Origin of the sequence: Streptomyces sp. NBC_00335, from assembly GCF_036127095.1 — a bacterium.
Classification (GTDB): domain Bacteria; phylum Actinomycetota; class Actinomycetes; order Streptomycetales; family Streptomycetaceae; genus Streptomyces.
Genome location: NZ_CP108006.1, coordinates 2,455,482 through 2,481,162 on the forward strand (window position 1 = coordinate 2,455,482; position 25,681 = coordinate 2,481,162).

Sequence of the window (25,681 nt, forward strand, 5' to 3'; positions counted from 1 at the left end):
CTACCTTTCACGTTCGGTTTCGCCCATGAAGGTGCAGGGCAGATCAGACGTTAAAGGAATGGGCCCCCACCTGGCGCAACGCCGCCTGACGGCCGCGTCCGCAGGTGGGAAAGGCGGCATGGAGCGGAACGGAAAGAAAGAAGGGACGCCGAAGCGTCCCTTGCAGATCATGCGGTTCTGTTGATCGAGCGACGAGGGAGCGCGGATCAGGTGAGCGCAGGCTCCGCCTGGGGTACGTCGAGGTCGATGCTGTCAAGCAGCGAGTCTCCGTGCTGTGCGGCGGCCGCGTTCAGAGCGTCGTTTTCGGACTGAATTCGTCCGAGCTCGGACTCGAGGTCCTGGACGCGCTGCTGAAGCCGTCGCATCTCGGCGAGGAGTCGCGGGTCGGAACCGCCGACGTAACCGAGAAGCGCCTTTGCCATGATGGATGGTCCTCCACACTGAGTGACCGACCGAAGCGGTGTGGGTCGTGAGGGAATCGCACCCGCGGATGTCCGGCAGCGACTGTCAGTCACTGCATCGATCTTTGGCTGACACTGTGTACTGCCAGCACTGCCAAACAGCTCAGGTGCGCGGGGCTTCCAGCGTCTCACCAAAAAGTTTGACGGTCAACACGATCACGCCCCGTATCGGCGGGCATCCCGGCCCCCGCAAGGGGCGTGGAGATCATCCTCGTCTCCGAGCCTTCCACGGATCGGCCGCCCCGGCAACGCGTCGGCGACGAATGCGCAGTTCCGACCGCATGCGAACCATCCGGCGATGTGTTCAGTACATGATCAGTCGATCGCTCACCGGATCGCGAACCCGTCGTAGCCGCCGCGCGGTGTGCCCCAGATCTCTGTCACCCCGTCCACGTTCCCGGGCGTGTCGGCGCCGTGCAGCCACGCCAGGAGCCGGTGGCAATTCTCACGTTGACCTTCGGCCACCACCTGTACTCGCCCGTCGTCCAGGTTGAGGGCGAAGCCGGCCAGTCCGCCGATCTCCATGGCGTTGGCCCTGGTGAACCAGCGGAAGCCCACTCCCTGTACACGGCCGCGCACCCAGGCGGTCATGCGCACATCTTCATTCATGCCTGAACGCTAACCGGGCAAACATTTCCGGGTCACCTCACCCCCTGTCGCCATGGCGTACAGTCGCGCAGCAATGAGCTCACCCATTTGGGTGAGTAAAGGTTGATCTTGAACCGCTGATCCCGCAGTGCTGATCTCAAACCCCCAGGAAGGTGAGCCGCGATGGGACGCCACCGACTCCACGCCGCGCCGCGCCCCGGCGGCAAGCGCCGCGCCGCCCTGCGAGGCGGTCTGCTCGGCGCATCCGTGGCCGTCGTCCTCGGCACGGCAGCCGTCACGACGGGCGTCGTCCCGGTCGGATCCTCCTTCCCCTACGTAGGGGTCACGACCGCGGGCTCCGACGCGAAGACCGCGGAGGCGAAGGCCAAGGCCTCGCCGAGCCCCGAGAGCGCGTTGCAGCAGCAGGGCGGCCTCGCCAACCTGTCCGGCCGGGCTTCCGCGGGAGCGAGCACCCCTTCCTCCTCCCCCACCCCCTCCGCCTCGCCGTCCCCGTCGGCCACCCCTTCCCCGTCTCCCTCCAAGGAGCCGTCGAAGACCCCGGAGGCGAGCCCCACCCCGACCCCGGTGAAGCCGAAGCCTTCCACGCCGAAGCCTTCCGCCCCCGCGGCCCCGGCGGCCCCGCCCACCTCCGCCGGCCACTCCGCCGAGGAGTCGGCCGTACTCACCCTGGTGAACCAGGAGCGCGCACAGGCCGGGTGCGGTCCGGTCCGGGCGAACCCGCCGCTGGCGGGGCTGGCCGGAGCCTTCAGCAAGGACATGGCCGTCCGTGGCTTCTTCGACCACACGGACCCCGACGGCAACAGCCCGTGGGACCGCGCCACCAAGGCGGGCATATCGGGGATGGGCGGCGAGAACATCGCCCGAGGCCAGGGCGACGCGGCGGCCGTGATGAAGGCCTGGATGAACAGCCCGGGCCACAAGGCCAACATCCTCAACTGCGAGTTCCGCACCCTGGGCGTCGGCGTGTACAACGCCGCCGGCGGCCCCTGGTGGACCCAGGACTTCGGCTTCTAGCAGCAGCTTCCGGCAGCACAACGGGCGGGGGCACGGTCGCGCGCGGCGGATATCGCCGCGCCCGACCGTGCCCCCGCCCGTTTCTCCGTACCGCGCCCCTGCCGGACGGTCAGCGCCCGGCAGGGCCGTACGTCAGACCATCAGCCCCTCAGACCGAGGCCAGGGCGGCGCGGCCGGCGAGCAGGACACGGGTCTGCTCGGTGACGCGGCCGCCGAGGTGCTCGGCGGTGGCGATGTCGGCCTTGTGGACGAACTCGGGACCCTGGTCACCGTTGGACTGGGCGGCGGCGCCGTCGAAGAAGCCGAGGCGGTTGAGGTCGTTCTCGGAACCGGTGCTGGAGTTCCAGCCCGGCTTCAGGCCCAGGTTGACCCAGCTCATGCCGTGCTGGGAGGCCAGCGTCTGGAAGTAGTCGAGGGTGTTGCCCTTGTCGCCGGACTTGGACCCGGAGTTGGTGAAGCCCGCGGCGACCTTGTCCTGCCAGCCGCCCGCGAACCAGATCTTCGAGCTGGCCTCGGCGAAGACGTGGAAGGCGCCGGAGGCGGTGCCCATGTAGGTCGGAGAGCCGAAGACGATCGCGTCGGACGCGGTCAGGAGCTCCCACTTCGCTTCATCGATCTCGTCGACCTTGATCATGTGCACGGTGGCACCGGCGTCGAGGGCGCCGGCCTTGACGGCCTCGGCGATCACGGCGGTGTGGCCGTAGCCGGAGTGGTAGGCGATCGAGATGACGGGGGTGAAGGTGGTTGCAGACAAGGCGGGTCTCCCTCGGAAAACACCGTGGGGGGTCACGGCGTTGCGCGGTGTGTTAACTACCTCGAGGAAAGCACTAACTTTTTGAAAGCGCAACCTGGATGGCTGGCGCTGCGCAGTAGTAGGCTGAAATCATGCAGACTCCAGGGTGTGGCGAGGCCGGGGACGACGGCACGCCCGAACAGGCCTCCGACTCCTTCGGTGCTTTCGATGTGTTCGCTCGCACGTGCCCCTCCCGCGAAACGCTGGAACACGTCACGGGTCGCTGGGGCAGCCTCACGGTCGGTGCCCTGTCCAAGGGGCCGTGCCGGTTCAACGAGCTGCGCCGCCGCGTGGACGGTATCAGCGAGAAAATGCTCTCCCAGACGCTGCACGCGCTGGAACGCGACGGCATAGTCAACCGGGAGGCCCAGCCGACCAACCCGCCCCGCGTCGACTACGAGCTCACCCCGTTCGGCGCGGAGGTCGCGCAGCGCGTGGACGCGCTCATCGGGCTGCTGGAGGGCAGCATGCCCGCGGTGCTTTCTTCCAGGTCCGCCTACGACGCCACGCGCGAAGGCCGCTGGCAGCGCGGGCAGAAGTAGCTCGACCGGTTCATCCAGGGCCGGCGCCTCATCGGGGTGCCGCAGCGGCGGCAGGGCTCGTCCTCCCGCCCGTAGGCATCGAGCGAACGATCGAAGTAGCCGGACTCGCCGTTGACGTTGACGTAGAGGCTGTCGAAGCTGGTGCCGCCCACGGCGAGGGCCTCGTTCATGACGTCCCGGACGTGGCCGAGGAGTTCCGTGCTCCGGGGGCGCGTGAGCGTGGCGGTGGGGCGCTCGTAGTGCAGCTTGGCGCGCCAGAGCGATTCGTCCGCGTAGATGTTGCCGACCCCGCTGATCAGCGACTGGTCGAGCAGCGCCCGCTTCACCGTGGTGCGCTTGGCCCGCAGCGCCAGGTGGTAGGCCGCCTCGTCGAAGAGCGGGTCCAGGGGATCGCGCGCGATGTGCGTGATGACGTCGGGCAGCCCGTCCTCGCTGTCGGGGACACAGGGGTGCAGCGACAGTCCGCCGAAGGTCCGCTGGTCCACGAAGCGCAGCTCGGTCCCGGCGTCGTCCCCGAACCGCACCCGGATGCGCAGGTGCTTCTCGTCGGGCGCCCCCTCGGGCTGCACGAGGAGCTGCCCGCTCATCCCGAGGTGCCCGAGCACGGAGTGTTCGCGCTCCTCCAGCGGCAGCCACAGGTACTTGCCGCGCCGCTGCGGCACCCCGAAGGTCTCCCCCGTGAGCCGCGCCGCGAAATCGGCGCCGCCGCCCTCGTGTCGCCGTACGGCCCGCGGGTGCAGGACCTCGACGGCCGTGACGGTCCGCCCGGCCACCCAGCGTTCCAGCCCGCGCCGCACCACTTCGACCTCGGGCAGCTCGGGCACGGTGTTCCTCCGGAGGGTTCGGATCGGGCTCTCTCCCGCGAGCGTACCGACTGCCCCTGCGGGGCTCGTCCCCCACCCGCCCTTCCCCGGGCCCTGCCCGGACACCCCCTGGAACCCCGGCGGGGCCGATCGCGTCCGGAAACGGGTCCGCCCCGCCACCTGCCGGAGCAGGGGGCGGGGCGGGGAGTTCCCGGAAGAACGGTTCAGGCGTTCGGCGCCGGGTCGGCGGGGGTCGTCGCCCCGTCGGCCTCGTCCGGAGCCTCGGCCTCGGTCGCGGCCGGAGCCTGGACCTCGGCCGGAGCGGCGCCGGACACGGAGCCCGCAGCGGTACTGATACCGCGCCACGCGGACTCGGCGGCCTGCTGTTCCGCTTCCTTCTTGCTGCGTCCGACACCGGAACCGTAGGAGGTCCCACCGACGCGCGCGGCGGCGGTGAAGGTCTTCTCATGGTCCGGGCCGGTCTCGGTGACCAGGTATTCGGGAACGCCCAGACCCTCGGCCGCCGTGAGTTCCTGGAGACTGGTCTTCCAGTCCAGGCCGGCACCGAGGTTCGAGGACTTCTCGATGAGCGGATCGAAGAGCCGGTGAACCAGCTCCGAGGCCGCGTCGAGGCCCTGGTCGAGGTAGACCGCGCCGATCACCGCTTCAAGGGTGTCGGCGAGGATGGAGGCCTTGTCCCGGCCACCCGTACCCTCTTCGCCCCGGCCGAGCCGGATGAAGGAGCCGAGTTGGAGGCCGCGGCTGACCTCCGCCAGTGCACGCGAGTTGACTACCGCGGCCCGCAGTTTGGCCAGTTGGCCTTCCGGCAGGTCGGGGTGGGTCGTGTACAGCGTGTCCGTGACCACCAGGCCCAGCACGGAGTCCCCGAGGAACTCCAGCCGTTCGTTGGTGGGCAGACCGCCGTTCTCGTACGCGTACGAGCGGTGGGTCAGCGCACGCACCAGAAGGGCGGACTCGAGTCGATACCCGAGCCGCCCTTCCAGAAGCACGTGGGACGAGGCCGCGTTGTTACTGACTGCCTGCTTCTCAGCGTTGGACAGCTCAGACATTGCGCCTCTCACCAGCCGCTCAGACCTCGAGGACCTGGCGCTTGTTGTAGGTGCCGCAGCTCGGGCACGCAATGTGCTGGAGCTTCGGCTCCTGGCAACGCTCACACGAAACCAGGGTGGGGACCGCAGCCTTCCACTGCGACCGGCGGTGGCGCGTGTTGCTGCGCGACATCTTCCGCTTCGGAACAGCCACGGCTACTTCTCCTGCTTCTCGGCGGCGCTCTGAACTCCGTCGGAGGCAGTGCCGCTCATATTGTCCTTCTCGACGCCCTGATCGGTGACGAGTCCCTGCAATGCCGCCCAACGGATGTCGACGGCGTCATGGTGGTGGTCCGGGTCGTCGTTCAGGCTGAGCCCGCAATCGGGGCACAGTCCGAGACAGTCCTCCCGGCACACCGGCTGCAGCGGCAGTGCAAGCACCACCACGTCGCGCAGCACGGATTCGAGGTCGAACAAACCGTCCTCGAGAAAGAGCGTGTCCTCGTCGTCCTCGGCGTCGTCGGCCGGCTCCGCCTTGGAGCGGATCCGGTCGTCGGCGTCAGGGTACGAGAACATCTCCTGGAAGTCCGCCTTGAGCTCACACTCGACGGCCTCCAGACACCTTACGCATTCCCCGGTTGCCGAGCCACGGGCGGTGCCTGTGACAAGCACCCCTTCCATGACCGACTCCAGGCGGAGCTTGAGGTTCAGCCGACTGCCTTCCGGCACTCCGATGACTCCGGCGAGACCGAGGTCCGCCGGCGCCGCGATCTCACGGGACAGCCGCAGCATGGCACCAGGACGCCGACCCAGCTCGTGCGTGTCGAACACGAGGGGGTTGCGGTGGTCGAGGTGGGTGTTCAGGGCTGTTCCCGCTTTCACAAAATCACTGGAGACTGCTGAAGATCAAGATTTCCGCCACTCAAGGGCAGCATGGATCGCGGTGCATACGCGCGACCGAAGAGCCAGGATACCCGCCGCTTCGCTCTGAGCCCAATCCAGGTCCGGAAGCGATCAGCGGCCCTGCTCGTACTGGCGCAGCTGGTCCAGATTGATCATGCTCGTGTCGAAGAAGCTGGTCTCGTCGAGCGCGGCCTGCTGGTCGTGCGTGCCCTGCTGGGGCTGCTGGTAGCCGCCGTACGGGTCGGGCTGCTGCTGCTCGTACGAGACGGCGTACGGGTCGGGCTGCTGCTGGACCTGCTGGTAGCCGGCGTAGGGGTCCTGGTACGCGTAGGCGTCCTGCTGGACGGGCTGGTGGACCGGCTGCTGGTAGGCGTAGGCGTCGTACGCCGGCTGCGGCTCCGGCTGGGCCTGTGCGGGGATCAGCGGCGCCTGCGGCTCGGCCAGCCCCGCCAGGAAGTCCGCGTCGCTGGAGGAGCGCGACTGCTGGTGCCCCGCCGCGTCCTGGGCGGCCATGTGCACGCCGAGGTCGTCGGTGGCCACGCGGCCGAGCAGCTTCTGCCGGCCCCGGCCGACGGCCTCCAGGGTCTTGGAGAGCACCGCTTCGAAGGTGGCCAGCTTGGTGTCCACGTAGTCGTCGGCCTGCCGGCGCTGCGTCTCCGGGTCGTGGCTGCGCTCGGGCGCCTCGGCGTCCGGGTAGCCCTGGTCGTCCAGGCCGGGCCCGCGGCCGAGCAGCTTCTCGCGGCCCCGGTCCACCGAGCCGATGGTCTTGGTGAGCACGACCTCGAAGTTCGCGAGCTTGCTGTCGACGTAGTCGTCGGCCTCGGCCTTGACCTCGTCCGCCTCCCGGCGGGCCTCCGCCAGGATCCGGTCCGCCTCGTCCTGGGAGCGCCGCGCGACCTCGGTGTCGGAGATCAGCGAACCGCGCTGGGCGTGCGCCGACTCGATGATCCGGTCGGCTTCGCGCCGGGCCTCCTCGACCATCTGCTCCCGGCCGCCGATGAGCTCCTGGGCCTGTGCGAGCGAGCCCGGCAGGGCTGCCCGTACCTCTTCCAGCTGGGCGAGCAGCTCCGCGCGGTTGATCACGCACGAGGCCGACATGGGCATGGACCGGGCGCTGCCGACGGCCGCGACGATCTCGTCGAGCTTCTTCTGCACGTCCATGGGTGCTCGCACTCTCTCGGCCCCGGGCGGTTCCCGAGACGGACGGGACGACTGTAAGGCCACCGGCCCGGGAGCCGACACCGGCTGACTTCGGGTCAGGGGGCGCCGGCGGCCGGGCTCAGCGCCGGGGCAGGCGCTCCAGCAGCGCCGCGTGCACGTGTGCGGGCAGCAGGTGGGCCACGTCCCCGCCCCAGGCCGCCACTTCCTTGACCAGGGAGGAGGACAGGAAGCTGTAGGTGGGGTTGGTCGGGACGAAGAGCGTCTCGACGCCCGACAGGCCCATGTTCATCTGGGCCATCTGCAGCTCGTAGTCGAAGTCGCTGACGGCGCGCAGGCCCTTGACGATGGCCGGGATCTCGCGCTGCTTGCAGTAGTCGACGAGGAGCCCGTGGAAGGACTCGACCACGATGTTCCCGTAGCCGGCGGTCGCCTCGCGGATCAGCTCGATCCGCTCCTCGACGGTGAAGAGCCCCTGCTTGGACTGGTTGATCATCACGGCGACGTGGACCACGTCGTAGAGCCGCGAGGCCCTGCCGATGATGTCGAGGTGTCCGTTGGTGATGGGGTCGAACGACCCCGGACAGACGGCGCGGCGCAACTGCATTCCCTCGTTCCCGGGTGCGGGCTTCATGACTCTTCGCTGATGGAGGCGGCGCGACCGTACCAAAGGGTGCCCTCGCCGTACTTCCTGGAGCGCAGCGGCTCGAAGCCGTCCGGCCACGGGAAGGCCCCGCTGCGGGTCCTGCGCTCCACGGTGACGAGCGCGTCGTCGGTGAGCCAGCCATTGGACCGGAGTGTGAGGAGGATCTCGCAGAGGTCGGCGTGCTCCACCTCGTACGGCGGGTCCAGGAAGACCACGTCGTACGGCTCCCCGTGCGCGGCGCCGGCCGCGATCTGCTCGGCCTTGCCGGACCGGAATTCGGCGCCGGGCAGGCCGACCGACTTGATGTTGTCCTTGATCGCCTTGGCGGCCTTGGCGTCGGGCTCGACCAGCAGCGCGTGGTCCGCGCCGCGGGAGAGCGCCTCCAGGCCGACGGCGCCGGAACCGGCGTAGAGGTCGAGGACGCGGGCCCCCTCGACTCCGTGCAGCGACTCCAAGGTGGAGAAGAGACCCTCGCGCATCCGGTCCGAGGTGGGGCGGGTGCCGGTGCCGGGCGGTACGGCGAGGCGTCGCCCGCCGGCGCTTCCGGCGATCACGCGGGTCATCTGGGGTCCTTCGGTGGGCGGGGCGGAGGATGGTGCAGGGCTTCAACGATAGGTCGTGCCCGTCACCCCTTCTCCAGGTACTGCTCGCGCTCGGTGTCCAGCAGGGCGTCCAGGGCGGTCCGCAGCCCCGGCAGCTCCGTGAGCTCGGGGTCCGCGGCGACCACGCGGGTGGCCTCCTCCCGGGCCTGGGTGATGACCTCCTCGTCCTCGATGACCGCGAGCATCCGCAGCGAGGAGCGCACTCCGGACTGGGCCTGGCCGAGCACGTCGCCCTCGCGGCGCTGCTCCAGGTCGATGCGGGAGAGCTCGAAGCCGTCCAGGGTGGCGGCGACGGCCGCGAGCCGGGCCCGGGCGGGGCTGGCCTCGTGCATCTCGCTGACCAGCAGGCACAGTCCCGGGGCGGAGCCGCGGCCGACGCGGCCGCGGAGCTGGTGGAGCTGGGAGACGCCGAAGCGGTCCGCGTCCATGATCACCATGACGGTGGAGTTCGGGACGTTCACCCCGACCTCGATGACGGTGGTGGCGACCAGCACCTTGACCTCGCCCGCGGTGAAGCGGCGCATGACGTCGTCCTTGTCGGCGGGGTCCATCCGCCCGTGCAGCACCTCGACGGACAGTCCCGCGAGCGGGCCCCGGGTGAGCTGCTCGGCGATCTCCAGCACCGCGAGCGGGGGCCGCCGGTCGCCGTCGTCCTCGGCCGCCTTCTTCTTGGCGCCCTTCGCTCCCTTGGCGCCCTTGCCGTTCTCGTCCTCCCCGTCGCCGATGCGCGGGCAGACCACGTACGCCTGGTGGCCGTTCTCCACTTCCTCGCGGACCCGCTCCCAGGCCCGGGCCAGGAAGTGCGGCTTGTCCTTGGCCGGCACCACGTGCGTGGCGATCGGGGAGCGGCCGGCGGGGAGCTGGTCCAGTACGGAGGTCTCCAGATCGCCGAAGACGGTCATGGCGACCGTGCGCGGGATCGGGGTGGCCGTCATGACGAGCAGGTGCGGGGGCTGCTTGCCCTTGGAGCGCAGGGCGTCGCGCTGTTCCACGCCGAAGCGGTGCTGTTCGTCGACGACGACCAGGCCGAGGTCGTGGAACTGCACCTTGTCCTCGATCAGGGCGTGCGTGCCGATGACGAGCCCGGCCTCCCCGGTGATCAGGTCGAGCAGCGCCTGACGGCGGGCGGGCATCCCCATCGAGCCGGTGAGCAGCACCACCTTGGTGCCCCGGTCGGAGCCGCCGAGCATGCCGCCCTCGGCGAGCTCGCCCATCATCTCGGTGATGGACCGGTGGTGCTGCTGCGCGAGCACCTCGGTGGGGGCCAGCATGGCGGCCTGCCCGCCGGAGTCGACGACGGCGAGCATGGCCCGCAGCGCGACCATCGTCTTCCCGCTTCCGACTTCGCCCTGGAGGAGGCGGTGCATGGGGTGGTCGGTGGCGAGGTCGTCGAAGATCTCCTTGGAGACGGTCCGCTGGCCTTCGGTGAGGGTGAAGGGGAGCTTGGCGTCGAAGGATTCGAGGAGGCCGCCGGGGGTGGGACGCCGGGGTACGGCCGGGAGCTGGGAGTCGGCGTGCCGGCGGCGGGCCAGGGCGACCTGGAGGACGAAGGCCTCGTCCCATTTGAGGCGGCCGCGGGCGTCCTCGATGTCGGCCTTGGTGACCGGGCGGTGGATCTTCAGCAGGGCCTCGGTGAGCGGGACCAGTCCGCGGTCCTCGCGCAGGGCCGGCGGCAGCGGGTCGACGACCTCCTGGGCCGTGGGGAGCACCGCGTCCAGGCACTTGGCGATCTTCCAGGACTCCAGCTTGGCGCAGGCCGGGTAGATCGGGATGAGCTGGCTCGCGAAGGCGGCGGCCGCGTCCCGGTCGGAGGCGTCCTCGCCGAGCGGCTCGTAGGCGGGGTGGGCGAGCTGGAGCTTGTGGTTGAACATGCCGACCTTGCCCGCGAACATCGCGCGGCTGCCGGGCAGCAGTTCCTTGTGCGGTTTGTGGACGCCGGAGCCGAAGAAGACGAGCTGGAGCCGTCCGCTGCCGTCGGTGATGGTGACTTCGAGGCGCTTCCCGCCGCCCCGGCTGCCCTGGTACGTCAGCAGCCGCGCGTCGGCGACCTGCGCGACCACCGTGACGTGTTCGTCGATCTGGTCGGCGAGTTCGGCCAGCGAGGTCAGCTCGCCGCGCTCCGCGTACCGCCGGGGGTAGTGGTGGAGCAGGTCCAGGGCCGTGTGCAGGCCGAGCTGCTCGGCCAGCACCTTCGCGGTGGCGGGGCCGAGGGTCTTCTTGAGGTCTTCGTCGAGCGCGGGCACGTGTTCCATTGCACACCATCGCGCCGACAACCCGGCTATTCCACCCCGATGAGCAGCGGCGCCGACCAGCGGCCGCCCTGATAGGTGACGGTGTCCACGGCGAGGTGGCCGTGCTGGACGTACGCCTCCAGGCGCTCGGCCAGCTCGTCCGGAACCTCGGGGCCCAGGACCAGGGTGACGAGTTCGCCGCCGGATCCGAGCATGCGGGCCAGGACGGCCTCGGCGGTTTCGGCCAGGCCCGTGCCGATGACGGCGATGTCGCCGTCGATGAGCCCGAGCACGTCGCCGGCCTGGCAGATGCCGGCCGAGGTGAAGGACTGCCGTTCGGCGATGGCGAGTTCGCCGTAGCGGGTGGCTCCGGCGGCCGCCGTCATGGCGACCACGTCCTCGTCGAAGGTGCCGTCCGGGTCGTGCACGGCGAGCGCGGCCAGGCCCTGGACCTCGGAGCGGGTGGGGATCACGGCGACCCGTACGCCTTCGGTGCGCGCCTGCTGGGCGGCGGCCGCCGCGACCGCGCGCAGTTCGGCGCCGTTCGGGAGCAGGACGACCTCGCGGGCGTGCGCCTCGCGGATGGCGTCGGCCAGTTCGGCGATGGCCGGCGGTTCTCCGGGCCGGGCGAGCAGGGTGGTGGCGCCCGCCTCTCCGCACAGCCCGGCCAGCCCCTCGCCCTGGACCACGGCGACGACCGCGCGCTGGGAGCGTTCGCCGCGGGCCCGGCGGCGTTCGTCGCCGAAGTGCGTGATGCGGATCCGGTACGGCCGCCCGGCGTCCACCCCGGCCTCCACGGCCGCGCCGGGGTCGTCGACGTGGACGTGGACGTTCCAGAGCCCGTCGCCGCCGACCACCACGAGGGAGTCGCCGAGGGCGTCGAGCCGGTTGCGCAGCCGGTCGACTTCGGTCTCGGCGGCCTCCAGCAGGTAGATCACCTCGTAGGCGGGTCCGCCGTGCTCCTCGGGGCAGGGCTCCTGCGGCCTCGGGACGGGCACGGCCCGGCCGCGTACCGGCTCGGGGGCCGGCTCCCGCCCGGACAGCGCCTGCCACAGGGCCCCGAGTACGGCGACCAGTCCGCAGCCCCCGGCGTCGACCACTCCGGCCCGGCCCAGTACGGCCAGTTGCCCCGGGGTTTCGGCGAGGGCCGCGCGGGCTCCGTCGTAGGCGGCCCCGGCCACGTCGGCTGCGGTCCCGGCGGCGCGGGCGGCGGTCTCGGCGGCTTGGGCGGCGGCGGTGGCGACGGTGAGCATGGTGCCCTCCACCGGGTGCGCGACGGCCCGGTACGCCTCCTCGGCGGCCCGGGTCAGCGCCTGCGCGAGCAGCCGTGCGGGATCGCGTCCGGCGTTCTCGTCGCCGAGTACGTCGGCCACTCCGCGCAGCAGCTGCGCGAGGATCGTCCCGGAGTTGCCCCGGGCGCCTATCAGGGCGCCGTGCGCGAAGGCCCGGACGGCCTCGGGGAGGGAGGTCGCCGCTGTGCCGTCCGTCACTGCGTCGAGGAGGTCCCCGAGCTCGCGGTCGGCCGATTCGGCGGTCAGGTAGAGGTTGGTGCCGGTGTCCGCGTCGGCGACGGGATAGACGTTGATCGCGTCGATGTCCTCGCGGGCGCGGCCCAGTGCGGCCAGGGCCAGCGAGCTCCAGGTGCGTACCGCTTCGGCGTTCAGGGGGTACGGCTGAGGCTGGTGCGCCACCGGGCGTTCCTCCTTGTGCGGGCCAGGGTTCACCGCAGGGTAACGAAGGACTGCCGGGCGGGCGGGACCCCGGGGCGGGGGCGGCCGTGGACATGGTAGTTTTCTTGGACCGAGGCAGTCGTTGTATGCTGCTCCGGTTGCCCGATGAGAGTCGGGCCATTCCCCCCGGCAAACCACTTCAGATCTCTGATACCGGTGCGCCGGGATTCACTGTAAGTGCATCTGAAGTCTTTGGAGTGACCTGTGGCTGCCAACTGCGACGTTTGCGCCAAGGGGCCGAGCTTCGGCAACAGCATTTCCCACTCGCACCGCCGCACCTCGCGTCGCTGGAACCCGAACATCCAGCGTGTCCGTGCCGTGGTCAATGGGACGCCGAAGCGCCTCAACGCCTGCACCTCGTGCATCAAGGCCGGCAAGGTCTCGCGCTGACGCCTTCCGTCGTAGCGCAGCCCTTTCCGGTTGCTGAGAAGGCCGGTCCACCTGGTGGACCGGCCTCTTGCTTTGCCTGATCGAACATGATCAAACCTGTAGGGCCTGCTCCATCCCGTGATCCACGGGGCGGAGCAGGCCCTACAGGCGTTTCGGCACGCGTTCCGGCACGGGCCGGGTTCAGCGCCACCGCCAGGCGTGGTCCACCGGTCCGATGCCCGCGCCGAGGGCGAACCCGGCGGCGATGGCACCGGTGACGTACTCCTTGGCCTCGGCGACGGCCTCCGGGACGGTCCGGCCCTTGGCCAGGCCCGCGGCGATCGCGCTGGCGAGCGTGCAGCCGGTGCCGTGGGTGTGCCGGTTGTCGTGGCGGGGGGCCCGCAGCCAGCGTTCGTCGGTGCCGTCGGTCAGGAGGTCCACGGCCTCGTCGCCGTGGGCGGCGAGGTGGCCGCCCTTGATCAGCGCCCACGCGGGCCCGTACGCGAGGACCGCGTCGGCGGCCCGGCGCATGTCGTCCTCGCTCTCCACGACGACTCCGGTGAGCTGGGTCACCTCGTCCAGGTTCGGCGTGGCCACGGTGGCCCGGGGCAGCAGTTCTTTGCGTACGGCGTCCAGCGCGGTGGCGGCGAGGAGCGCGTCCCCGTGCTTGGAGACGCCGACGGGGTCCACGACGGCCGGGGCGGCGGTCGCGGCGAGCAGCTCGGCCACGGTCTCCACGAGGGCGGCGGAGGACAGCATGCCCGTCTTGACGGCCTGGACGCCGATATCGTCCACCACGGCCCTGTACTGGCCCTTCACGGCCTCCGCGGGCAGCTCCCAGACGCCTTTGACGCCCAGCGAGTCCTGCGCGGTCACAGCGGTCACCACGCTCATGCCGTGGACCCCGAGCGCCAGCATCGTCTTGAGGTCGGCCTGGATGCCCGCGCCGCCGCCGGAATCGGATCCGGCGACGGTCAGGCACAGCGGCGGGTGCGGGCGGGGTACGGGCATCCCACTCATCGCGGGGTGTCCTCCGCGGCCGCGTCCCCGCCGAAGTGGTCCCAGCCGCCGGTGGAGGCCCAGGGGGCTCCGTCGACGGTCACCTGGGGCAGGGCGGAGCGGTTCTGGACCTCGCCGATGACCTTCCAGCGGGCCGGGAGCTTCACGTCCGGCGGGAAGGTGGCGACGATCGCGTGGTCCTCTCCCCCGGTCAGGACCCACTGGAGCGGGTCCACGCCGACGGCCTGCCCGATGTCGTGCATCTGCGTCGGGATGTCGACGGCCGCCGAGCGCAGGTCGATCCGTACCTTGCTGGCCTCGGCGATGTGCCCGAGGTCCGCGATCAGGCCGTCGCTGACGTCGGTCATGGCGGTGGCGCCGAGTCCGGCGGCGGCGGGGCCCGCGTGGTACGGCGGCTCGGGGCGCCGGTGGGCCTCGACGAAGGCCCGCGGCGAGCGGAAGCCGCGCGAGAGCACCGCGAAGCCGGCCGCGGACCAGCCGAGCCAGCCGGTCACGGCCACGACGTCGCCGGGCTGGGCGCCGGAGCGCAGCACGGGTTCGTGGTTGCGCAGGTCGCCCAGCGCGGTGATGGCCACGGTGATGATGTCGCCGCGGACCACGTCGCCGCCGACCACGGCCGCGCCGGCGACCTGGCATTCGTCGCGGATGCCGTCCATCAGCTCGGTGGGCCAGGTGGCCGGCAGCTCGGCCGGGACGACGAGGCCGAGGAGCAGCGCCGTCGGCACCGCGCCCATGGCGGCGATGTCGGCGAGGTTCTGCGCGGCGGCCTTGCGGCCGACGTCGTAGGCCGTGGACCAGTCGCGCCGGAAGTGCCTGCCCTCCAGCAGGATGTCCGTGCTCGCCACGACCCGCCGGTCGGGGGCCGACACCACCGCGGCGTCGTCGCCCGGGCCGACCCGGACCGCCGGGGTGGTGGTGAGCCGTGAGGTGAGCTCCCGAATGAGCCCGAACTCCCCCAGCTCGCCCACAGTGCCCTTCATCGCTGTGCCCCTTCTTGCCCAGTCCGCTTGCGGTCGCGAGCCGTCACAGCTCTGGGTACCGTCAACAGATACGTCAACTTCTGCTCTCCGTACGCCCCGCCCTGCGCGCGGCCGGACCCGCGGGTCTCCCCGCGGCGCTCGGCGACGCGGTACCGTGGCGTCCCTTCTTCCCCGGGCCCACCCGTCATCCCCGGGCCCACCCGAAGGGTAGGGGAAATGATCCTCGTGGCCGCCCTGGAGGTTCCGTGGTACAGGCGTACATCCTCATCCAGACCGAGGTGGGCAAGGCGTCGTTCGTCGCCGAGTCCATCGCGCAGATCGCGGGGGTGATCCAGGCCGAGGACGTGACGGGCCCGTACGACGTGATCGTGCGCGCCCAGGCCGACACCGTGGACGACCTCGGCCGCATGGTCGTGGCCAAGGTCCAGCAGGTGGAGGGGATCACCCGCACCTTGACCTGCCCGGTCGTCCATCTGTAGCCCCCGTCTACTCTTGGCCGGTGATGTCACGACACCGCCGGCCCTTCTCTCTGCTCGCCGCACTGACCGCGCTGGCCGCCGCTCCGGCGGCCCTCGCGGGCTGCGCCCCGGGTGAGTCCGGGGCCCGGGTGGAACCGCCGTCCGCTCCGCCCGCCGACGTCGCGGGTCTCTGTGCGGCGCTGCACAAAGAGCTCCCCGGGACGGTGGCGAAGCTGGACCGGTCCTCGACCGTGCCGGAGTCCGACCTGACCGCCGCGTGGGGCGGCTCGGCGATCGTACTGCGGTGCGGTGTCGGCAAACCCGTGAAGATGCTGGATCCGAAGCAGGACGGCATCGAGGTGAACGGTGTCGGCTGGCTCGTGGAGCGGCTGGACGACGGCGGGGTCCGGTTCACCACCGGGCTGCGGCTGGCGTACACGGAGGTCTTGGTCGACAAGGAGCATGCCACGGATGCGGGGATGCTGGTGGGCCTGTCCGCCGCGATCGCCAAGACCGTTCCGGTGGGCATCTCGTCTTCCTGACCTTCCCGGACCCGCCCGCGCGGACGACGACCGCCCACCACCTTCCTCGTGTGAGGGGGCGGCGGGCGGTCCTCTTCCGTGTGCGGCTTCGTTCCCGGGGCTAGCGCAGTCCGGTGGAGCGGCGCAGGGCGGCCTGGATCAGGCGGTCCACCAGCTCCGGGTACTCGATGCCCGACTTCTGCCACATCAGCGGGTACATGGAGATCGGCGTGAAGCCCGGCATGGTGTTGATCTCGTTGATGACGAAGGTGCCGTCCTCGGTGAGGAAGAAGTCGGCACGCACCAGGCCCTCGCAGGACGCGGCGTCGAAGGCCTCGATCGCGAGCTTCTGGACTTCGGCGGTCTGCTCGGGGGTGAGCGGGGCCGGCACGATTCCGGAGGCGGAGTCGATGTACTTCGCCTCGAAGTCGTAGAAGTCGTGGCTGGAGACCGGCGGGATCTCGGCGGGCACGCTCGCGCGCGGTCCGTCCTCGAACTCCAGGACCCCGCACTCGATCTCGCGGCCGCGCAGCAGCGCCTCCACGATGATCTTCGGGTCGTGGCGGCGGGCCTCGCGGATCGCGGCGTCCAGTCCGGCGGGCTCGTCGACCTTGGTGATGCCGATCGAGGATCCGGCGCGGGCCGGCTTGATGAACAGCGGCCAGCCGTGCTCACCGGCGAACTCCGCGATGCGGGCGAGGGCGCCCTCGCGGTCGTTCTCCCACTCGCGGGGGCGGATGGTCACGTACGGGCCGACGCGCAGTCCGAAGGACGTGAAGACGCGCTTCATGTAGTCCTTGTCCTGGCCGACGGCCGAGGCGAGGACGCCCGAGCCGACGTACGGGACGCCGGAGAGCTCCAGAAGGCCCTGGAGGGTGCCGTCCTCGCCGTACGGGCCGTGCAGGACGGGGAAGACGACGTCGACCTCGCCCAGGGCCTTGGGAACGGCGCCCGGCTCGGTGTAGACGACCTCGCGGCTGGCCGGGTCGACGGACAGCACGACGGCGCCGTCCTCGGAGTCCGCGAGCTGGTCGACGTTCGGGAGCGTGCCGCCGGAGATGGCCATCCGGGCGGGCTCGTCGGCGGTCAGCGCCCACCGGCCGTCCGTGGTGATGCCGATGGGCAGCACCTCGTACTTGGAGCGGTCGATGGAGCGCAGGACGGCGCCCGCGGTGACGACCGAAATGGCGTGTTCCGAGCTGCGGCCGCCGAACACGACGGCCACGCGGGGCTTGCGGCCCTGCTGCTCAGGGGTCTGGGGGAGGTTCTCGCTGCTCATATCGCCACGAGGGTACCCGCTCGTGCGTCCGGAAAGCAGTCAGCGCCGTTCCGGTTTGGCGCTGCGTCCCATGAGTTCCTTGAGCGCGACCAGGGTGGGCTTGCCGTGGTGGACGATGTCGACGACCGTGTCGGTGATCGGCATGTCCACTCCGTGGCGGCGGGCCAGATCGGCCACGGACTGGCAGGACTTGACGCCCTCGGCGGTCTGCTTGGTGACCGCGATGGTCTCCTCCAGGGTCATCCCGCGGCCGAGGTTGGTGCCGAAGGTGTGGTTCCTGGAGAGCGGAGAGGAGCAGGTGGCGACGAGGTCACCGAGGCCCGCGAGGCCCGAGAAGGTGAGCGGGTCGGCGCCCATCGCCAGGCCCAGGCGGGTGGCTTCGGCGAGGCCGCGGGTGATGAGCGAGCCCTTGGTGTTGTCGCCGAGGCCCATGCCGTCGGCGATGCCGACGGCGAGGCCGATGACGTTCTTGACGGCGCCGCCGAGCTCGCAGCCGATGACGTCGGTGCTCGTGTACGGGCGGAAGTACGGGGTGTGGCAGGCGGCCTGGAGGCGCTGGGCGGCGGCCTCGTCCACGCAGGCCACCACCGAGGCGGCCGGCTGCCGGGCCGCGATCTCGGCGGCCAGGTTGGGGCCGGTGACGATGGCGATGCGCTCGGCCGGGACCTTCGCCACCTCTTCGATGACCTCGCTCATCCGCTTGGCGGTGCCGAGTTCGACGCCCTTCATCAGCGAGACGAGCACGGTCTCGGGTGCCAGCAGCGGGGCCCAGGCGGCGAGGTTGCCGCGCAGGGTCTGCGAGGGCACGGCGAGGACCGTGAAGTCGGCGCCGGCCGCGGCCTCGGCCGGGTCGGTGGTGGCGCGGATGTTCGCGGGGAGTTCGACGTCGGGGAAATAGTCCGGGTTGGTCCGGCCGCCGTTGATGGCGTCGACGAGCTCTTGGCGGCGGCCCCACAGGACCACCTCGCAGCCGGCGTCGGCGAGGACCATGGCGAAGGCCGTGCCCCAGGAGCCGGTTCCGAATACGGCTGCCTTCACGGGACGTGTCACTTGTTGCCCTCCCCTGCGGCCTTGCGCCGCTGCTGCGCCCTGGCATTGCGATGGTCGTACGGCTGCGGGGGCGCACTCTCGCCCCGCAGTTCCTCCAGCAGCCCGGTGATGGCCGCCATGATGACTTCGGTGACCTCCCTGAGCACGTCCGGGGTGGGTTCCCGGTCGTAGTACGCGGAGAGGTCAACGGGCGGCCCGGCGAGGACCTGGAGGGTTTTGCGCGGGAACAGGCGGACCTTGTTCTCCTTGGCGTAGGGCGGCATCGCGAGATTCGCGCCCCACTGGGCCACCGGAATGACGGGGGCCCTGGTCATCAGGGCCACGCGGGCGGCGCCGGTCTTGCCGGCCATCGGCCACATGTCCGGGTCCCGGGTGAGGGTGCCTTCCGGGTAAAAGGCCACGCATTCGCCGCGTTCGATCGCGTCCACGGCGGCCCGGAATGCGTCCAGGGCGTTGGTGGACTCCCGGTAGACGGGGATCTGGCCGGAACCGCGCAGGATCGCTCCGACAATGGGGACCTCGAAGAGGGCCGCCTTGCCGAGCAATCGGGGCACCCGGCCGGTGTTGTACTGGAAGTGCGCGTAGGACAGCGGGTCCAGATACGAGTTGTGATTGACGGCGGTGATAAATCCGCCCTCGGTCGGAATGTGTTCCATTCCCCGCCAGTCCCGCCTGAAGAGCACTACCAGCGGCGGTTTCGCGATGGCCGCCGCAAGGCGGTACCAGAAGCCGATTCTGCGGCGGGACACTCGGACACCTTCCTCTAGGACCGGTGCGCGGCTTGGGCACCCCGGGGACGGACAAGTGTGGCCCCGGGTCCGGTCTCTGTCGAGAACACCGTACGCCCCGGACACCCGGACCAGACCCCGGGTCGCCCGGCATGAGGTGACAATGGGGCTCCGCATGACCCGGCCATGACCCGCACATGGTCTGAGCGGCGCGCGAGCGTGCCGGAGGGAAGGGGTCCGTCACGAACGCCGTCTGGAGTCTGGTGGTCCCGCTGAAGCCGCTCGCGGTGGCCAAGAGCCGCCTCGCGGCGGCCGTGGGGGCGTCCCGGCCGGGGCTCGCCCTGGCGTTCGCGCTGGACACCGTCGCGGGGGCGCTGGCCTGCGCGGCGGTCGCGGATGTGGTGGTCGTCACGGACGATCGGGCGGCCGGGGCGGAACTGGCGCGGCTGGGGGCCCGGATCGTGCCGGACTCCCCGGCGGCCGGGCTCAACGCGGCGCTGGCCCATGGGGCGCGGGAGATACGGGCGGGCCGGCCGGGGGCGGCGGTGGCTGCCATGAACGCGGATCTGCCGGCGCTGCGGCCACCCGAATTGCTACGCGTGCTCGAAACCGCTTCGGCATTTCCCCGGGCATTTCTGGCGGATGCGGCGGGAATCGGGACGACCCTGCTTTCCGCTGCTCCGGACGTGGAATTGGCGCCCTCGTTCGGCGGCCCCTCACGAGCCCGGCATTCGGCCTCGGGCGCCGTGGAAATGGCCCTCTGCGGCGTCGAGAGCATCCGCCGGGACGTGGACACGGGGGCGGATCTGCGCACGGCCCTGGCCCTCGGTGTGGGGCGTCATACGGCCCGATACAGTGCCCGTATGCAGGCGACCGCGTACACGTACGACTCCCAGACCCGCAGCGGCAGTGTGCTGCTGGACGACGGCACCCCGGTGCCCTTCGAGGCCCCGGCGTTCGACGCGGGCGGCCTGCGGCTGCTGCGTCCCGGACAGCGGGTCCGGATCGAGACGGACGGCGAGGGCGCGGGCCTGCGGATCACCCTGGTCACCCTGCAGACCTTCTGACGCCGGACCTCTCGCACGCACCGCGGGCCGGCTTCCCCGCCGTGGGGAAACCGGCCCGGCGTGTGTGACTCGTTGCCCTACTTGGTCTTGCGGGCGGTGGTCTTCTTCGCGGTGGCCTTGCGCGTCGCCGTCTTCTTGGCGGGCGCCTTCGTCGCAGCGGTGGCCTTCTTGGCCGCCGGGGCGGTCTTCTTCGCGGTGGCGGTGGTCTTCTTCGCCGTCGCCGCGGCCTTCTTGACCGTGGCCTTCTTGGCCGCGGGGGCGGCCTTCTTCGCCACGGCGGTCTTGGCGACCGTCTTCTTGGCGGTGGCGGTGACCTTCTTGGCCGTGGCCTTCTTCGCGACCGTGGTCTTGGCCGCGGCAGCCGCCTTCTTCGCGGGTGCGGCCTTCTTCGCGGCGGCCTTCTTGACCGTCGCCGAAGCACCACCGGTGAGGCTGCCCTTGGGCGCCTTCTTCACCGATACCTCGCCGCCCTTGGGCAGCTTCTTGGTGCCGCTGACCAGGTCCTTGAAGCCCTGGCCCGCACGGAAGCGGGGAACAGAGGTCTTCTTGACCCGGACGCGCTCACCCGTCTGGGGGTTGCGGGCGTAACGGGCCGGGCGGTCGACCTTCTCGAACGAGCCGAAGCCCGTGACCGAGACCCGGTCGCCCGCGACGGTCGCGCGGACGATGGCGTCCAGTACCGCGTCGACGGCGTCCGCGGCCTGCTGACGGCCGCCCAGCTTGTCGGCAATCGCTTCTACGAGCTGCGCCTTGTTCACGTCTTCCCCTTCGGAGACTTCGCCAGAACGAATGTGTTCAAGCTTATTTCGCACGTTAGGCGGATATATACCGCAAATCAAACACGAAACGGGCTTATCACCCTAGTGCCGCAACGTTGTAGGCCGTTACGGAGTTCCTTCGCATCAGTCGCCTTCAGGGAATCGACCCTCGTCGAGGTCCTTCATCAACCTGTCCAGGCGCCTTGCCGCGTCGGCGAGATCATGCTTCGCCACGGCCGTGACGACCAACAGCTTCCGGGACAGCGCCATCCTTACGCCCTCCGGGACTTGCAGTGTGCGCACCCTTGTGTGTGCTTCTTTCAATCGGTCGGCGACAAGTCCGTAGAGCTCAAGTTGACTGTCGCGTTCCATGCACAGATTGTGCCATCTGGGGCGAGTTGTCGCCTCACGGGGCCTCAACACACGACTGTGCCCCCTGCCGGATGGCAGGGGGCACAGTGTTGCCTATGTGATCACCCAAAGGCGAATAAGCGCTGATCAGGCTGGAATCACGCCTGAATCGTGCTCGGCTTGAAGGCCGGCCGGACGCTTTCGTAGGTGGCGATGTCCCCTTCGTTCTGAAGGGTGAGAGAGATGTCGTCCAGACCCTCCAGCAGCCGCCAGCGGGCGTTGTCGTCGAGTTCGAACTCCGCTACGACGCCTTCGGCTCGGACCTGGCGGTCGACCAGGTCGACCGTGATCTCGGCGGTGGGGTCGGCCTCGGTCAGCTTCCACAGCTGCTCGACGGTCTCCTGCGGCAGGACCACGGTCAGCAGACCGTTCTTCAGCGAGTTGCCGCGGAAGATGTCGGCGAAGCGGGAGGAGATGACCGTCTTGAAGCCGAAGTTCTGCAGGGCCCAGACGGCGTGCTCGCGCGAGGAACCGGTGCCGAAGTCGGGGCCGGCGACCAGGACGGTCACGCCGGCGCGCTCGGGGCGGTTGGTGATGAACTCCGGGTCCTTGCGCCAGGCCTCGAAGAGCCCGTCCTCGAAACCGTCGCGGGTGATCTTCTTGAGCCAGTGGGCCGGGATGATCTGGTCGGTGTCGACGTTGCTGCGGCGCAGCGGGACGGCCCGGCCGGTGTGGGTGGTGAAGGCTTCCATCGTTCTCAGACTCCTGCGGGCGCGGTAGCGGCGGACGACCCAGCCAGGTCGGCGGGCGAGGCCAGGTGGCCCAGCACCGCGGTGGCGGCGGCCACCTGCGGGGACACCAGGTGGGTGCGCCCGCCCTTGCCCTGCCGGCCCTCGAAGTTGCGGTTGGAGGTGGACGCGGAGCGCTCACCGGGCGCCAGTTGGTCGGGGTTCATGCCCAGACACATCGAGCAGCCCGCGTGCCGCCATTCGGCGCCGGCCTCCTTGAAGACCTTGTCCAGGCCCTCCGACACGGCCTGCAGGGCGACGCGGACCGAGCCCGGGACGACCAGCATCCGTACGCCCTCGGCGACTTTGCGGCCCTCGATGATCCCGGCGACGGCGCGCAGGTCCTCGATGCGGCCGTTGGTGCAGGAACCTACGAAGACGGTGTCGACCTTGATGTCGCGCAGCGGCTGTCCGGCGGTCAACCCCATGTACTCCAGGGCCTTTTCGGCGGCGTTGCGCTCCGAAGCGTCCTCGTACGAAGCAGGGTCGGGGACGTTGGCCGACAGGGGCGCGCCCTGGCCGGGGTTGGTGCCCCAGGTGACGAACGGCGACAGCGTGGTGCCGTCGATGACCACCTCGGCGTCGAAGACGGCGTCGTCGTCGGTGCGCAGGGTCTTCCAGTACGCGACCGCCGCGTCCCAGTCCTCGCCCACGGGGGCGTGGTCGCGGCCCTGGAGGTAGTCGAAGGTGGTCTGGTCGGGGGCGATCATGCCCGCGCGGGCGCCGGCCTCGATCGACATGTTGCAGATGGTCATGCGGGCTTCCATCGACAGCTGCTCGACGGCCTCACCGCGGTACTCCAGGATGTAGCCCTGGCCGCCGCCGGTGCCGATCTTGGCGATGATCGCCAGGATCAGGTCCTTGGCGGTGACGCCCTCGGCCAGCGCGCCGGTGACGGTGATGGCCATCGTCTTGGGGCGGGCCAGCGGCAGCGTCTGGGTCGCCAGCACGTGCTCGACCTGGCTGGTGCCGATGCCGAACGCCAGCGCACCGAAGGCGCCGTGCGTGGAGGTGTGCGAGTCACCACACACCACGGTGGTGCCCGGCTGGGTCAGACCCAGCTGCGGTCCCACGACATGGACGACACCCTGCTCGACGTCGCCCAGCGAGTGCAGGCGCACGCCGAACTCGGCGCAGTTCGACCGCAGCGTCTCCAGCTGGGCCCGGGAGACCGGGTCCGCGATCGGCTTGTCGATGTCGATGGTGGGGGTGTTGTGGTCCTCGGTCGCGATGGTGAGGTCCAGGCGCCGGACCTTGCGGCCGGCCTGCCGCAGGCCCTCGAAGGCCTGGGGGCTGGTCACCTCGTGCAGCAGGTGCAGATCGATGAAGAGGAGATCGGGCTCGCCCTCGGCGCGCCGGACGACATGGTCGTCCCAGACCTTCTCCGCGAGTGTCCTACCCATCGCTTTCCCTCCGGCCGGCCGGTTGTGCCGGCGCTTGATAGAGATCTTGTGCGCCTGATCGCCCGTACCCCACGTCCCGGACGACGGCTCGGACCCAGTGGTTCGTGGACCCGCACATACAGACTCGCTGGTTCTTGGAAAAATTGAACTTGCGTTTCACAGTGTGAGACGCGAATATCGTTTCATGGACAACTCTAGCGGCGTCGGCGTTCTCGACAAGGCAGCTCTGGTATTGAGCGCACTGGAGTCCGGTCCGGCCACCCTCGCCGGGCTGGTCGCGGCGACAGGGCTCGCACGACCCACGGCACATCGCCTTGCCGTGGCACTGGAACACCACCGGATGGTGGCGAGGGACATGCAGGGCCGGTTCATCCTCGGACCGCGGCTGGCGGAACTCGCCGCCGCGGCCGGCGAGGACCGCCTGCTGGCCACGGCCGGACCGGTGCTCACCCACCTCCGGGACGTGACGGGAGAGAGCGCGCAGCTCTACCGGCGTCAGGGCGACATGCGCATCTGCGTGGCGGCCGCGGAGCGGCTGTCGGGCCTGCGGGACACCGTCCCGGTGGGCTCCACGCTCCCGATGAAGGCCGGTTCGGCCGCGCAGATCCTGATGGCCTGGGAGGAGCCCGAGCGGCTCCACCGCGGCCTGCAGGGCGCACGCTTCACGGCGACGGCGCTCTCGGGTGTACGGCGTCGCGGCTGGGCGCAGTCGATCGGCGAGCGGGAGCCCGGCGTGGCCTCCGTCTCGGCGCCGGTGCGCGGCCCCTCGAACCGCGTGGTGGCCTCCGTATCGGTCTCCGGGCCGATCGAGCGCCTGACCCGCCACCCGGGGCGCATGCACGCCCAGGCCGTCATCGACGCGGCCGCCCGGCTGACCGAGGCCCTGCGCCGCTCCAGCTGATACCCCTCCCCCATTCCCCCCGGGCCCGGGGGCGCGTGAGACGCCGCACACGTCCGCACACGCGCCTCCGGGCCCGTACTTCTTGCGCCCTGTCCGGAAACGACGAAGAGGCCCTCCGCGATGAACGCGGAGGGCCTCTTCTGTGCGTACCCCCGACCGGATTCGAACCGGCGCTACCGCCTTGAGAGGGCGGCGTGCTAGGCCGCTACACAACGGGGGCTAGCTGTTACTGCGGTACTGCGCTGGGCTACCAGGACTCGAACCTAGAATAAGAGAACCAGAAACTCTCGTGTTGCCAATTACACTATAGCCCAAAGGTCTAGACCAACTAGACACCGTACCCCCGACCGGATTCGAACCGGCGCTACCGCCTTGAGAGGGCGGCGTGCTAGGCCGCTACACAACGGGGGCCCTAGCGATCCTGCATCAAAACATCCGGGTGCGACCCTGGAAATCTCGCGGGAAGGATCTGTACCCCCGACCGGATTCGAACCGGCGCTACCGCCTTGAGAGGGCGGCGTGCTAGGCCGCTACACAACGGGGGCAAGCACTGCGTCACTACTGAACTGCGCTGGGCTACCAGGACTCGAACCTAGAATAAGGGAACCAGAAACCCTCGTGTTGCCAATTACACTATAGCCCACCAAAACTCAAGACCCTGAGGGACTTTCGTTCGGTTAGCGCCTCCGGCCCGGCCTTTCGGCCCGCTCGGGCGGCGCAGAAAGAACATTACCGGATGCCTGACCGTGCTCCAAAACGGGTATCCCCGGCCAGCACCTGCGGGAGCCGGTCGAGTCCGGCGATTCGGTGCACGCCCTCCGGCCCGGGACCGCGCGATCCGTCACGGTCGAGCCACACGGCCGTCAGCCCGGCGTCACGGGCGCCGCGCGCGTCGATCTCCGGCTGGTCTCCCACGTAGACCACTTCCCCCGGCTCCAGCCCCATCTCGGCGCACGCGGCGAGGAAGGCGCCGGCCTCGGGCTTGCTGACGCCCAGCTCCACGGCGCACACCAGGACCTCGAAGCGGTCGCGCAGGCCGAGGTGGCGCAGCTTGGGGTCCTGGTTGGCCACGGAGGAGTTGGAGAGCACCCCGTGCCGGTAGCCGCCGGCCAGGGCGTCCAGTACGGGCACCACGTCGGGGAAGAGCTCCCAGGCGGCCGTGTAGTGCTCCACGTACCGCCCGAACCAGTCGTCGGCCTGTGCATCGCTCATGTCGGGCTCCCCGAGGAACTCCCGCACCCGGTCGCGGCGCTGCCCCTGGAAGGTGCCCTCCCCGGCCGCGAACCGCTCCCAGTGGCGGTCGGTGATCCGCCGCCACAGCGCGAGCGCCTCGCGCGGAGCCCCGTACCGCTCCGCGATGCCCTCGTCGGCCAGGTGCGCCGCGAGCCCGGCCCGATCGGCCCCGGTGTAGTCGAAAAGGGTGTCGTCGATGTCCCAGAGCACCGCACGGATCGCCATACGGCCGAC

28 protein-coding genes, 5 tRNA genes and 1 pseudogene are annotated in these 25,681 nt (G+C 70.4%); 7 read left to right on the forward strand and 27 right to left on the reverse strand.

Features of this window, described 5'->3' with window-relative positions; genetic code table 11:
* Window positions 1-206: 206 nt before the first annotated feature.
* Together OHA37_RS10705 and OHA37_RS10710 are read right to left on the reverse strand one after the other, a co-directional pair.
* A complete protein-coding gene (locus OHA37_RS10705) occupies window positions 207-422 on the reverse strand; it encodes a hypothetical protein (RefSeq protein WP_030227372.1) in 216 nt (71 codons plus the stop codon).
* A gap of 366 nt (window positions 423-788) precedes the next feature.
* Window positions 789-1,070 (reverse strand): acylphosphatase, encoded by a 282-nt coding sequence (locus tag OHA37_RS10710; protein ID WP_266904096.1) that lies wholly within the window; start codon window positions 1,068-1,070, stop codon window positions 789-791.
* Between the two features lie 162 nt (window positions 1,071-1,232).
* On the opposite strand from OHA37_RS10710, the gene OHA37_RS10715 reads away from it, so the two are divergent.
* The gene (locus OHA37_RS10715; protein ID WP_266904097.1) at window positions 1,233-2,084 is read left to right on the forward strand and encodes a CAP domain-containing protein; all 852 of its coding nucleotides are present in this window, start codon (window positions 1,233-1,235) and stop codon (window positions 2,082-2,084) included.
* 148 nt (window positions 2,085-2,232) lie between these two features.
* Here the strand turns inward: OHA37_RS10715 and OHA37_RS10720 are convergent, their stop codons facing one another.
* Window positions 2,233-2,838: a flavodoxin family protein gene (locus tag OHA37_RS10720; RefSeq protein WP_266904098.1), complete on the reverse strand. Its 606-nt coding sequence runs from the start codon at window positions 2,836-2,838 to the stop codon at window positions 2,233-2,235.
* A gap of 131 nt (window positions 2,839-2,969) precedes the next feature.
* Here OHA37_RS10720 and OHA37_RS10725 point away from each other — a divergent pair, with 131 nt between their 5' ends.
* Window positions 2,970-3,419 carry a winged helix-turn-helix transcriptional regulator gene (locus OHA37_RS10725; protein ID WP_266904099.1) on the forward strand — a complete coding sequence of 150 codons (450 nt, stop codon included), beginning with the start codon at window positions 2,970-2,972 and terminating at the stop codon, window positions 3,417-3,419.
* On the opposite strand, the gene mutM is transcribed toward OHA37_RS10725, so the two are convergent.
* The 9 genes from mutM to OHA37_RS10770 all read right to left on the reverse strand — a co-directional run bounded on the left by mutM (window position 3,374) and on the right by OHA37_RS10770 (window position 12,502).
* The gene (mutM, locus tag OHA37_RS10730) at window positions 3,374-4,243 is read right to left on the reverse strand and encodes a bifunctional DNA-formamidopyrimidine glycosylase/DNA-(apurinic or apyrimidinic site) lyase (protein WP_266904100.1); all 870 of its coding nucleotides are present in this window, start codon (window positions 4,241-4,243) and stop codon (window positions 3,374-3,376) included. The genes OHA37_RS10725 and mutM overlap by 46 nt on opposite strands.
* A gap of 203 nt (window positions 4,244-4,446) precedes the next feature.
* Window positions 4,447-5,292 (reverse strand): ribonuclease III, encoded by an 846-nt coding sequence (gene rnc / locus OHA37_RS10735; RefSeq protein WP_266904101.1) that lies wholly within the window; start codon window positions 5,290-5,292, stop codon window positions 4,447-4,449.
* Between the two features lie 19 nt (window positions 5,293-5,311).
* On the reverse strand, window positions 5,312-5,485 hold the full coding sequence (gene rpmF / locus OHA37_RS10740) for a 50S ribosomal protein L32 (RefSeq protein ID WP_003965982.1): 174 nt from the start codon (window positions 5,483-5,485) through the stop codon (window positions 5,312-5,314).
* Between the two features lie 2 nt (window positions 5,486-5,487).
* Window positions 5,488-6,153, reverse strand: coding sequence for a YceD family protein (locus OHA37_RS10745; protein WP_266904102.1), 666 nt, complete (start codon window positions 6,151-6,153; stop codon window positions 5,488-5,490).
* A 132-nt stretch (window positions 6,154-6,285) separates the two neighbouring features.
* Entirely contained in the window at window positions 6,286-7,335 is a 1,050-nt protein-coding gene (locus tag OHA37_RS10750; protein WP_266904103.1) for a DivIVA domain-containing protein, read from the reverse strand.
* Window positions 7,336-7,453: 118 nt separating this feature from the next.
* Window positions 7,454-7,933: a pantetheine-phosphate adenylyltransferase gene (gene coaD, locus OHA37_RS10755; RefSeq protein WP_266912663.1), complete on the reverse strand. Its 480-nt coding sequence runs from the start codon at window positions 7,931-7,933 to the stop codon at window positions 7,454-7,456.
* A gap of 29 nt (window positions 7,934-7,962) precedes the next feature.
* Complete coding sequence (gene rsmD / locus OHA37_RS10760) at window positions 7,963-8,541, reverse strand: 16S rRNA (guanine(966)-N(2))-methyltransferase RsmD (protein ID WP_266904104.1); 579 nt, start codon at window positions 8,539-8,541, stop codon at window positions 7,963-7,965.
* Between the two features lie 62 nt (window positions 8,542-8,603).
* Window positions 8,604-10,832, reverse strand: coding sequence for an ATP-dependent DNA helicase RecG (recG, locus tag OHA37_RS10765; protein WP_266904105.1), 2,229 nt, complete (start codon window positions 10,830-10,832; stop codon window positions 8,604-8,606).
* A 26-nt stretch (window positions 10,833-10,858) separates the two neighbouring features.
* Window positions 10,859-12,502, reverse strand: a complete 1,644-nt coding sequence (locus OHA37_RS10770) for a DAK2 domain-containing protein (protein ID WP_266904106.1) — start codon at window positions 12,500-12,502, stop codon at window positions 10,859-10,861.
* Window positions 12,503-12,745: 243 nt separating this feature from the next.
* Here OHA37_RS10770 and rpmB point away from each other — a divergent pair, with 243 nt between their 5' ends.
* Window positions 12,746-12,931, forward strand: a complete 186-nt coding sequence (rpmB, locus tag OHA37_RS10775) for a 50S ribosomal protein L28 (RefSeq protein ID WP_073911113.1) — start codon at window positions 12,746-12,748, stop codon at window positions 12,929-12,931.
* 180 nt (window positions 12,932-13,111) lie between these two features.
* On the opposite strand, the gene thiD is transcribed toward rpmB, so the two are convergent.
* Both thiD and OHA37_RS10785 read right to left on the reverse strand, forming a co-directional pair.
* Window positions 13,112-13,930 (reverse strand): bifunctional hydroxymethylpyrimidine kinase/phosphomethylpyrimidine kinase, encoded by an 819-nt coding sequence (gene thiD / locus OHA37_RS10780; protein ID WP_266904107.1) that lies wholly within the window; start codon window positions 13,928-13,930, stop codon window positions 13,112-13,114.
* Entirely contained in the window at window positions 13,927-14,910 is a 984-nt protein-coding gene (locus OHA37_RS10785) for a thiamine-phosphate kinase (protein WP_266904108.1), read from the reverse strand. Before OHA37_RS10785 ends, thiD begins: the two co-directional genes overlap by 4 nt.
* 245 nt (window positions 14,911-15,155) lie before the next feature.
* Here OHA37_RS10785 and OHA37_RS10790 point away from each other — a divergent pair, with 245 nt between their 5' ends.
* Both OHA37_RS10790 and OHA37_RS10795 read left to right on the forward strand, forming a co-directional pair.
* On the forward strand, window positions 15,156-15,389 hold the full coding sequence (locus OHA37_RS10790) for an Lrp/AsnC ligand binding domain-containing protein (protein ID WP_112450218.1): 234 nt from the start codon (window positions 15,156-15,158) through the stop codon (window positions 15,387-15,389).
* A 23-nt stretch (window positions 15,390-15,412) separates the two neighbouring features.
* The gene (locus tag OHA37_RS10795) at window positions 15,413-15,910 is read left to right on the forward strand and encodes a DUF3515 domain-containing protein (protein ID WP_266912665.1); all 498 of its coding nucleotides are present in this window, start codon (window positions 15,413-15,415) and stop codon (window positions 15,908-15,910) included.
* 100 nt (window positions 15,911-16,010) lie between these two features.
* Here OHA37_RS10795 and OHA37_RS10800 read toward each other — a convergent pair whose 3' ends face one another.
* The 3 genes from OHA37_RS10800 to OHA37_RS10810 are packed head-to-tail and all read right to left on the reverse strand — an operon-like array spanning window position 16,011 to window position 18,967.
* On the reverse strand, window positions 16,011-17,168 hold the full coding sequence (locus OHA37_RS10800; protein ID WP_266904109.1) for a D-alanine--D-alanine ligase family protein: 1,158 nt from the start codon (window positions 17,166-17,168) through the stop codon (window positions 16,011-16,013).
* Between the two features lie 39 nt (window positions 17,169-17,207).
* Window positions 17,208-18,218, reverse strand: coding sequence for an NAD(P)H-dependent glycerol-3-phosphate dehydrogenase (locus OHA37_RS10805; RefSeq protein ID WP_266904110.1), 1,011 nt, complete (start codon window positions 18,216-18,218; stop codon window positions 17,208-17,210).
* Complete coding sequence (locus tag OHA37_RS10810; RefSeq protein ID WP_266904111.1) at window positions 18,215-18,967, reverse strand: lysophospholipid acyltransferase family protein; 753 nt, start codon at window positions 18,965-18,967, stop codon at window positions 18,215-18,217. Before OHA37_RS10810 ends, OHA37_RS10805 begins: the two co-directional genes overlap by 4 nt.
* A 239-nt stretch (window positions 18,968-19,206) precedes the next feature.
* On the opposite strand from OHA37_RS10810, the pseudogene cofC reads away from it, so the two are divergent.
* Window positions 19,207-19,812: pseudogene (gene cofC, locus OHA37_RS10815) on the forward strand (2-phospho-L-lactate guanylyltransferase); the annotation flags it as partial.
* 278 nt (window positions 19,813-20,090) lie between these two features.
* On the opposite strand, the gene OHA37_RS10820 reads toward cofC, so the two are convergent.
* From OHA37_RS10820 to leuC, 4 genes are all read right to left on the reverse strand, one after another.
* The gene (locus OHA37_RS10820; RefSeq protein ID WP_266904112.1) at window positions 20,091-20,771 is read right to left on the reverse strand and encodes an HU family DNA-binding protein; all 681 of its coding nucleotides are present in this window, start codon (window positions 20,769-20,771) and stop codon (window positions 20,091-20,093) included.
* Window positions 20,772-20,915: 144 nt separating this feature from the next.
* Window positions 20,916-21,143, reverse strand: coding sequence for a hypothetical protein (locus tag OHA37_RS10825; RefSeq protein ID WP_243337737.1), 228 nt, complete (start codon window positions 21,141-21,143; stop codon window positions 20,916-20,918).
* 137 nt (window positions 21,144-21,280) lie between these two features.
* On the reverse strand, window positions 21,281-21,874 hold the full coding sequence (gene leuD / locus OHA37_RS10830; protein WP_266904113.1) for a 3-isopropylmalate dehydratase small subunit: 594 nt from the start codon (window positions 21,872-21,874) through the stop codon (window positions 21,281-21,283).
* Between the two features lie 5 nt (window positions 21,875-21,879).
* Window positions 21,880-23,313, reverse strand: coding sequence for a 3-isopropylmalate dehydratase large subunit (leuC, locus tag OHA37_RS10835; RefSeq protein ID WP_266904114.1), 1,434 nt, complete (start codon window positions 23,311-23,313; stop codon window positions 21,880-21,882).
* A gap of 184 nt (window positions 23,314-23,497) precedes the next feature.
* Here leuC and ndgR point away from each other — a divergent pair, with 184 nt between their 5' ends.
* Window positions 23,498-24,214 (forward strand): IclR family transcriptional regulator NdgR, encoded by a 717-nt coding sequence (gene ndgR, locus OHA37_RS10840; protein ID WP_112450208.1) that lies wholly within the window; start codon window positions 23,498-23,500, stop codon window positions 24,212-24,214.
* 147 nt (window positions 24,215-24,361) lie between these two features.
* Here ndgR and OHA37_RS10845 read toward each other — a convergent pair.
* From OHA37_RS10845 to OHA37_RS10870, 6 genes are all read right to left on the reverse strand, one after another.
* A tRNA-Glu gene (locus OHA37_RS10845) sits at window positions 24,362-24,434 on the reverse strand.
* A gap of 22 nt (window positions 24,435-24,456) precedes the next feature.
* A tRNA-Gln gene (locus OHA37_RS10850) sits at window positions 24,457-24,528 on the reverse strand.
* Window positions 24,529-24,552: 24 nt separating this feature from the next.
* A tRNA-Glu gene (locus OHA37_RS10855) sits at window positions 24,553-24,625 on the reverse strand.
* A gap of 61 nt (window positions 24,626-24,686) precedes the next feature.
* A tRNA-Glu gene (locus tag OHA37_RS10860) sits at window positions 24,687-24,759 on the reverse strand.
* 26 nt (window positions 24,760-24,785) lie between these two features.
* A tRNA-Gln gene (locus OHA37_RS10865) sits at window positions 24,786-24,857 on the reverse strand.
* An 86-nt stretch (window positions 24,858-24,943) separates the two neighbouring features.
* On the reverse strand, window positions 24,944-25,672 hold the full coding sequence (locus tag OHA37_RS10870; RefSeq protein ID WP_266904115.1) for an HAD family hydrolase: 729 nt from the start codon (window positions 25,670-25,672) through the stop codon (window positions 24,944-24,946).
* Window positions 25,673-25,681: the final 9 nt, after the last annotated feature.

Excerpts from the sequence above, each read along its gene's own strand:
- OHA37_RS10705 (WP_030227372.1), bottom strand. The coding sequence starts at position 422 with ATGGCAAAGGCGCTTCTCGGTTACGTCGGCGGTTCCGACCCGCGACTC.
- OHA37_RS10710 (WP_266904096.1), bottom strand. The coding sequence starts at position 1,070 with ATGAATGAAGATGTGCGCATGACCGCCTGGGTGCGCGGCCGTGTACAG.
- OHA37_RS10715 (WP_266904097.1), top strand. The coding sequence starts at position 1,233 with ATGGGACGCCACCGACTCCACGCCGCGCCGCGCCCCGGCGGCAAGCGC.
- OHA37_RS10725 (WP_266904099.1), top strand. The coding sequence starts at position 2,970 with ATGCAGACTCCAGGGTGTGGCGAGGCCGGGGACGACGGCACGCCCGAA.
- rnc (WP_266904101.1), bottom strand. The coding sequence starts at position 5,292 with ATGTCTGAGCTGTCCAACGCTGAGAAGCAGGCAGTCAGTAACAACGCG.
- OHA37_RS10750 (WP_266904103.1), bottom strand. The coding sequence starts at position 7,335 with ATGGACGTGCAGAAGAAGCTCGACGAGATCGTCGCGGCCGTCGGCAGC.
- rsmD (WP_266904104.1), bottom strand. The coding sequence starts at position 8,541 with ATGACCCGCGTGATCGCCGGAAGCGCCGGCGGGCGACGCCTCGCCGTA.
- recG (WP_266904105.1), bottom strand. The coding sequence starts at position 10,832 with ATGGAACACGTGCCCGCGCTCGACGAAGACCTCAAGAAGACCCTCGGC.
- thiD (WP_266904107.1), bottom strand. The coding sequence starts at position 13,930 with ATGAGTGGGATGCCCGTACCCCGCCCGCACCCGCCGCTGTGCCTGACC.
- OHA37_RS10785 (WP_266904108.1), bottom strand. The coding sequence starts at position 14,910 with ATGAAGGGCACTGTGGGCGAGCTGGGGGAGTTCGGGCTCATTCGGGAG.
- OHA37_RS10795 (WP_266912665.1), top strand. The coding sequence starts at position 15,413 with ATGTCACGACACCGCCGGCCCTTCTCTCTGCTCGCCGCACTGACCGCG.
- OHA37_RS10800 (WP_266904109.1), bottom strand. The coding sequence starts at position 17,168 with ATGAGCAGCGAGAACCTCCCCCAGACCCCTGAGCAGCAGGGCCGCAAG.
- OHA37_RS10825 (WP_243337737.1), bottom strand. The coding sequence starts at position 21,143 with ATGGAACGCGACAGTCAACTTGAGCTCTACGGACTTGTCGCCGACCGA.
- leuD (WP_266904113.1), bottom strand. The coding sequence starts at position 21,874 with ATGGAAGCCTTCACCACCCACACCGGCCGGGCCGTCCCGCTGCGCCGC.
- leuC (WP_266904114.1), bottom strand. The coding sequence starts at position 23,313 with ATGGGTAGGACACTCGCGGAGAAGGTCTGGGACGACCATGTCGTCCGG.
- ndgR (WP_112450208.1), top strand. The coding sequence starts at position 23,498 with ATGGACAACTCTAGCGGCGTCGGCGTTCTCGACAAGGCAGCTCTGGTA.
- OHA37_RS10870 (WP_266904115.1), bottom strand. The coding sequence starts at position 25,672 with ATGGCGATCCGTGCGGTGCTCTGGGACATCGACGACACCCTTTTCGAC.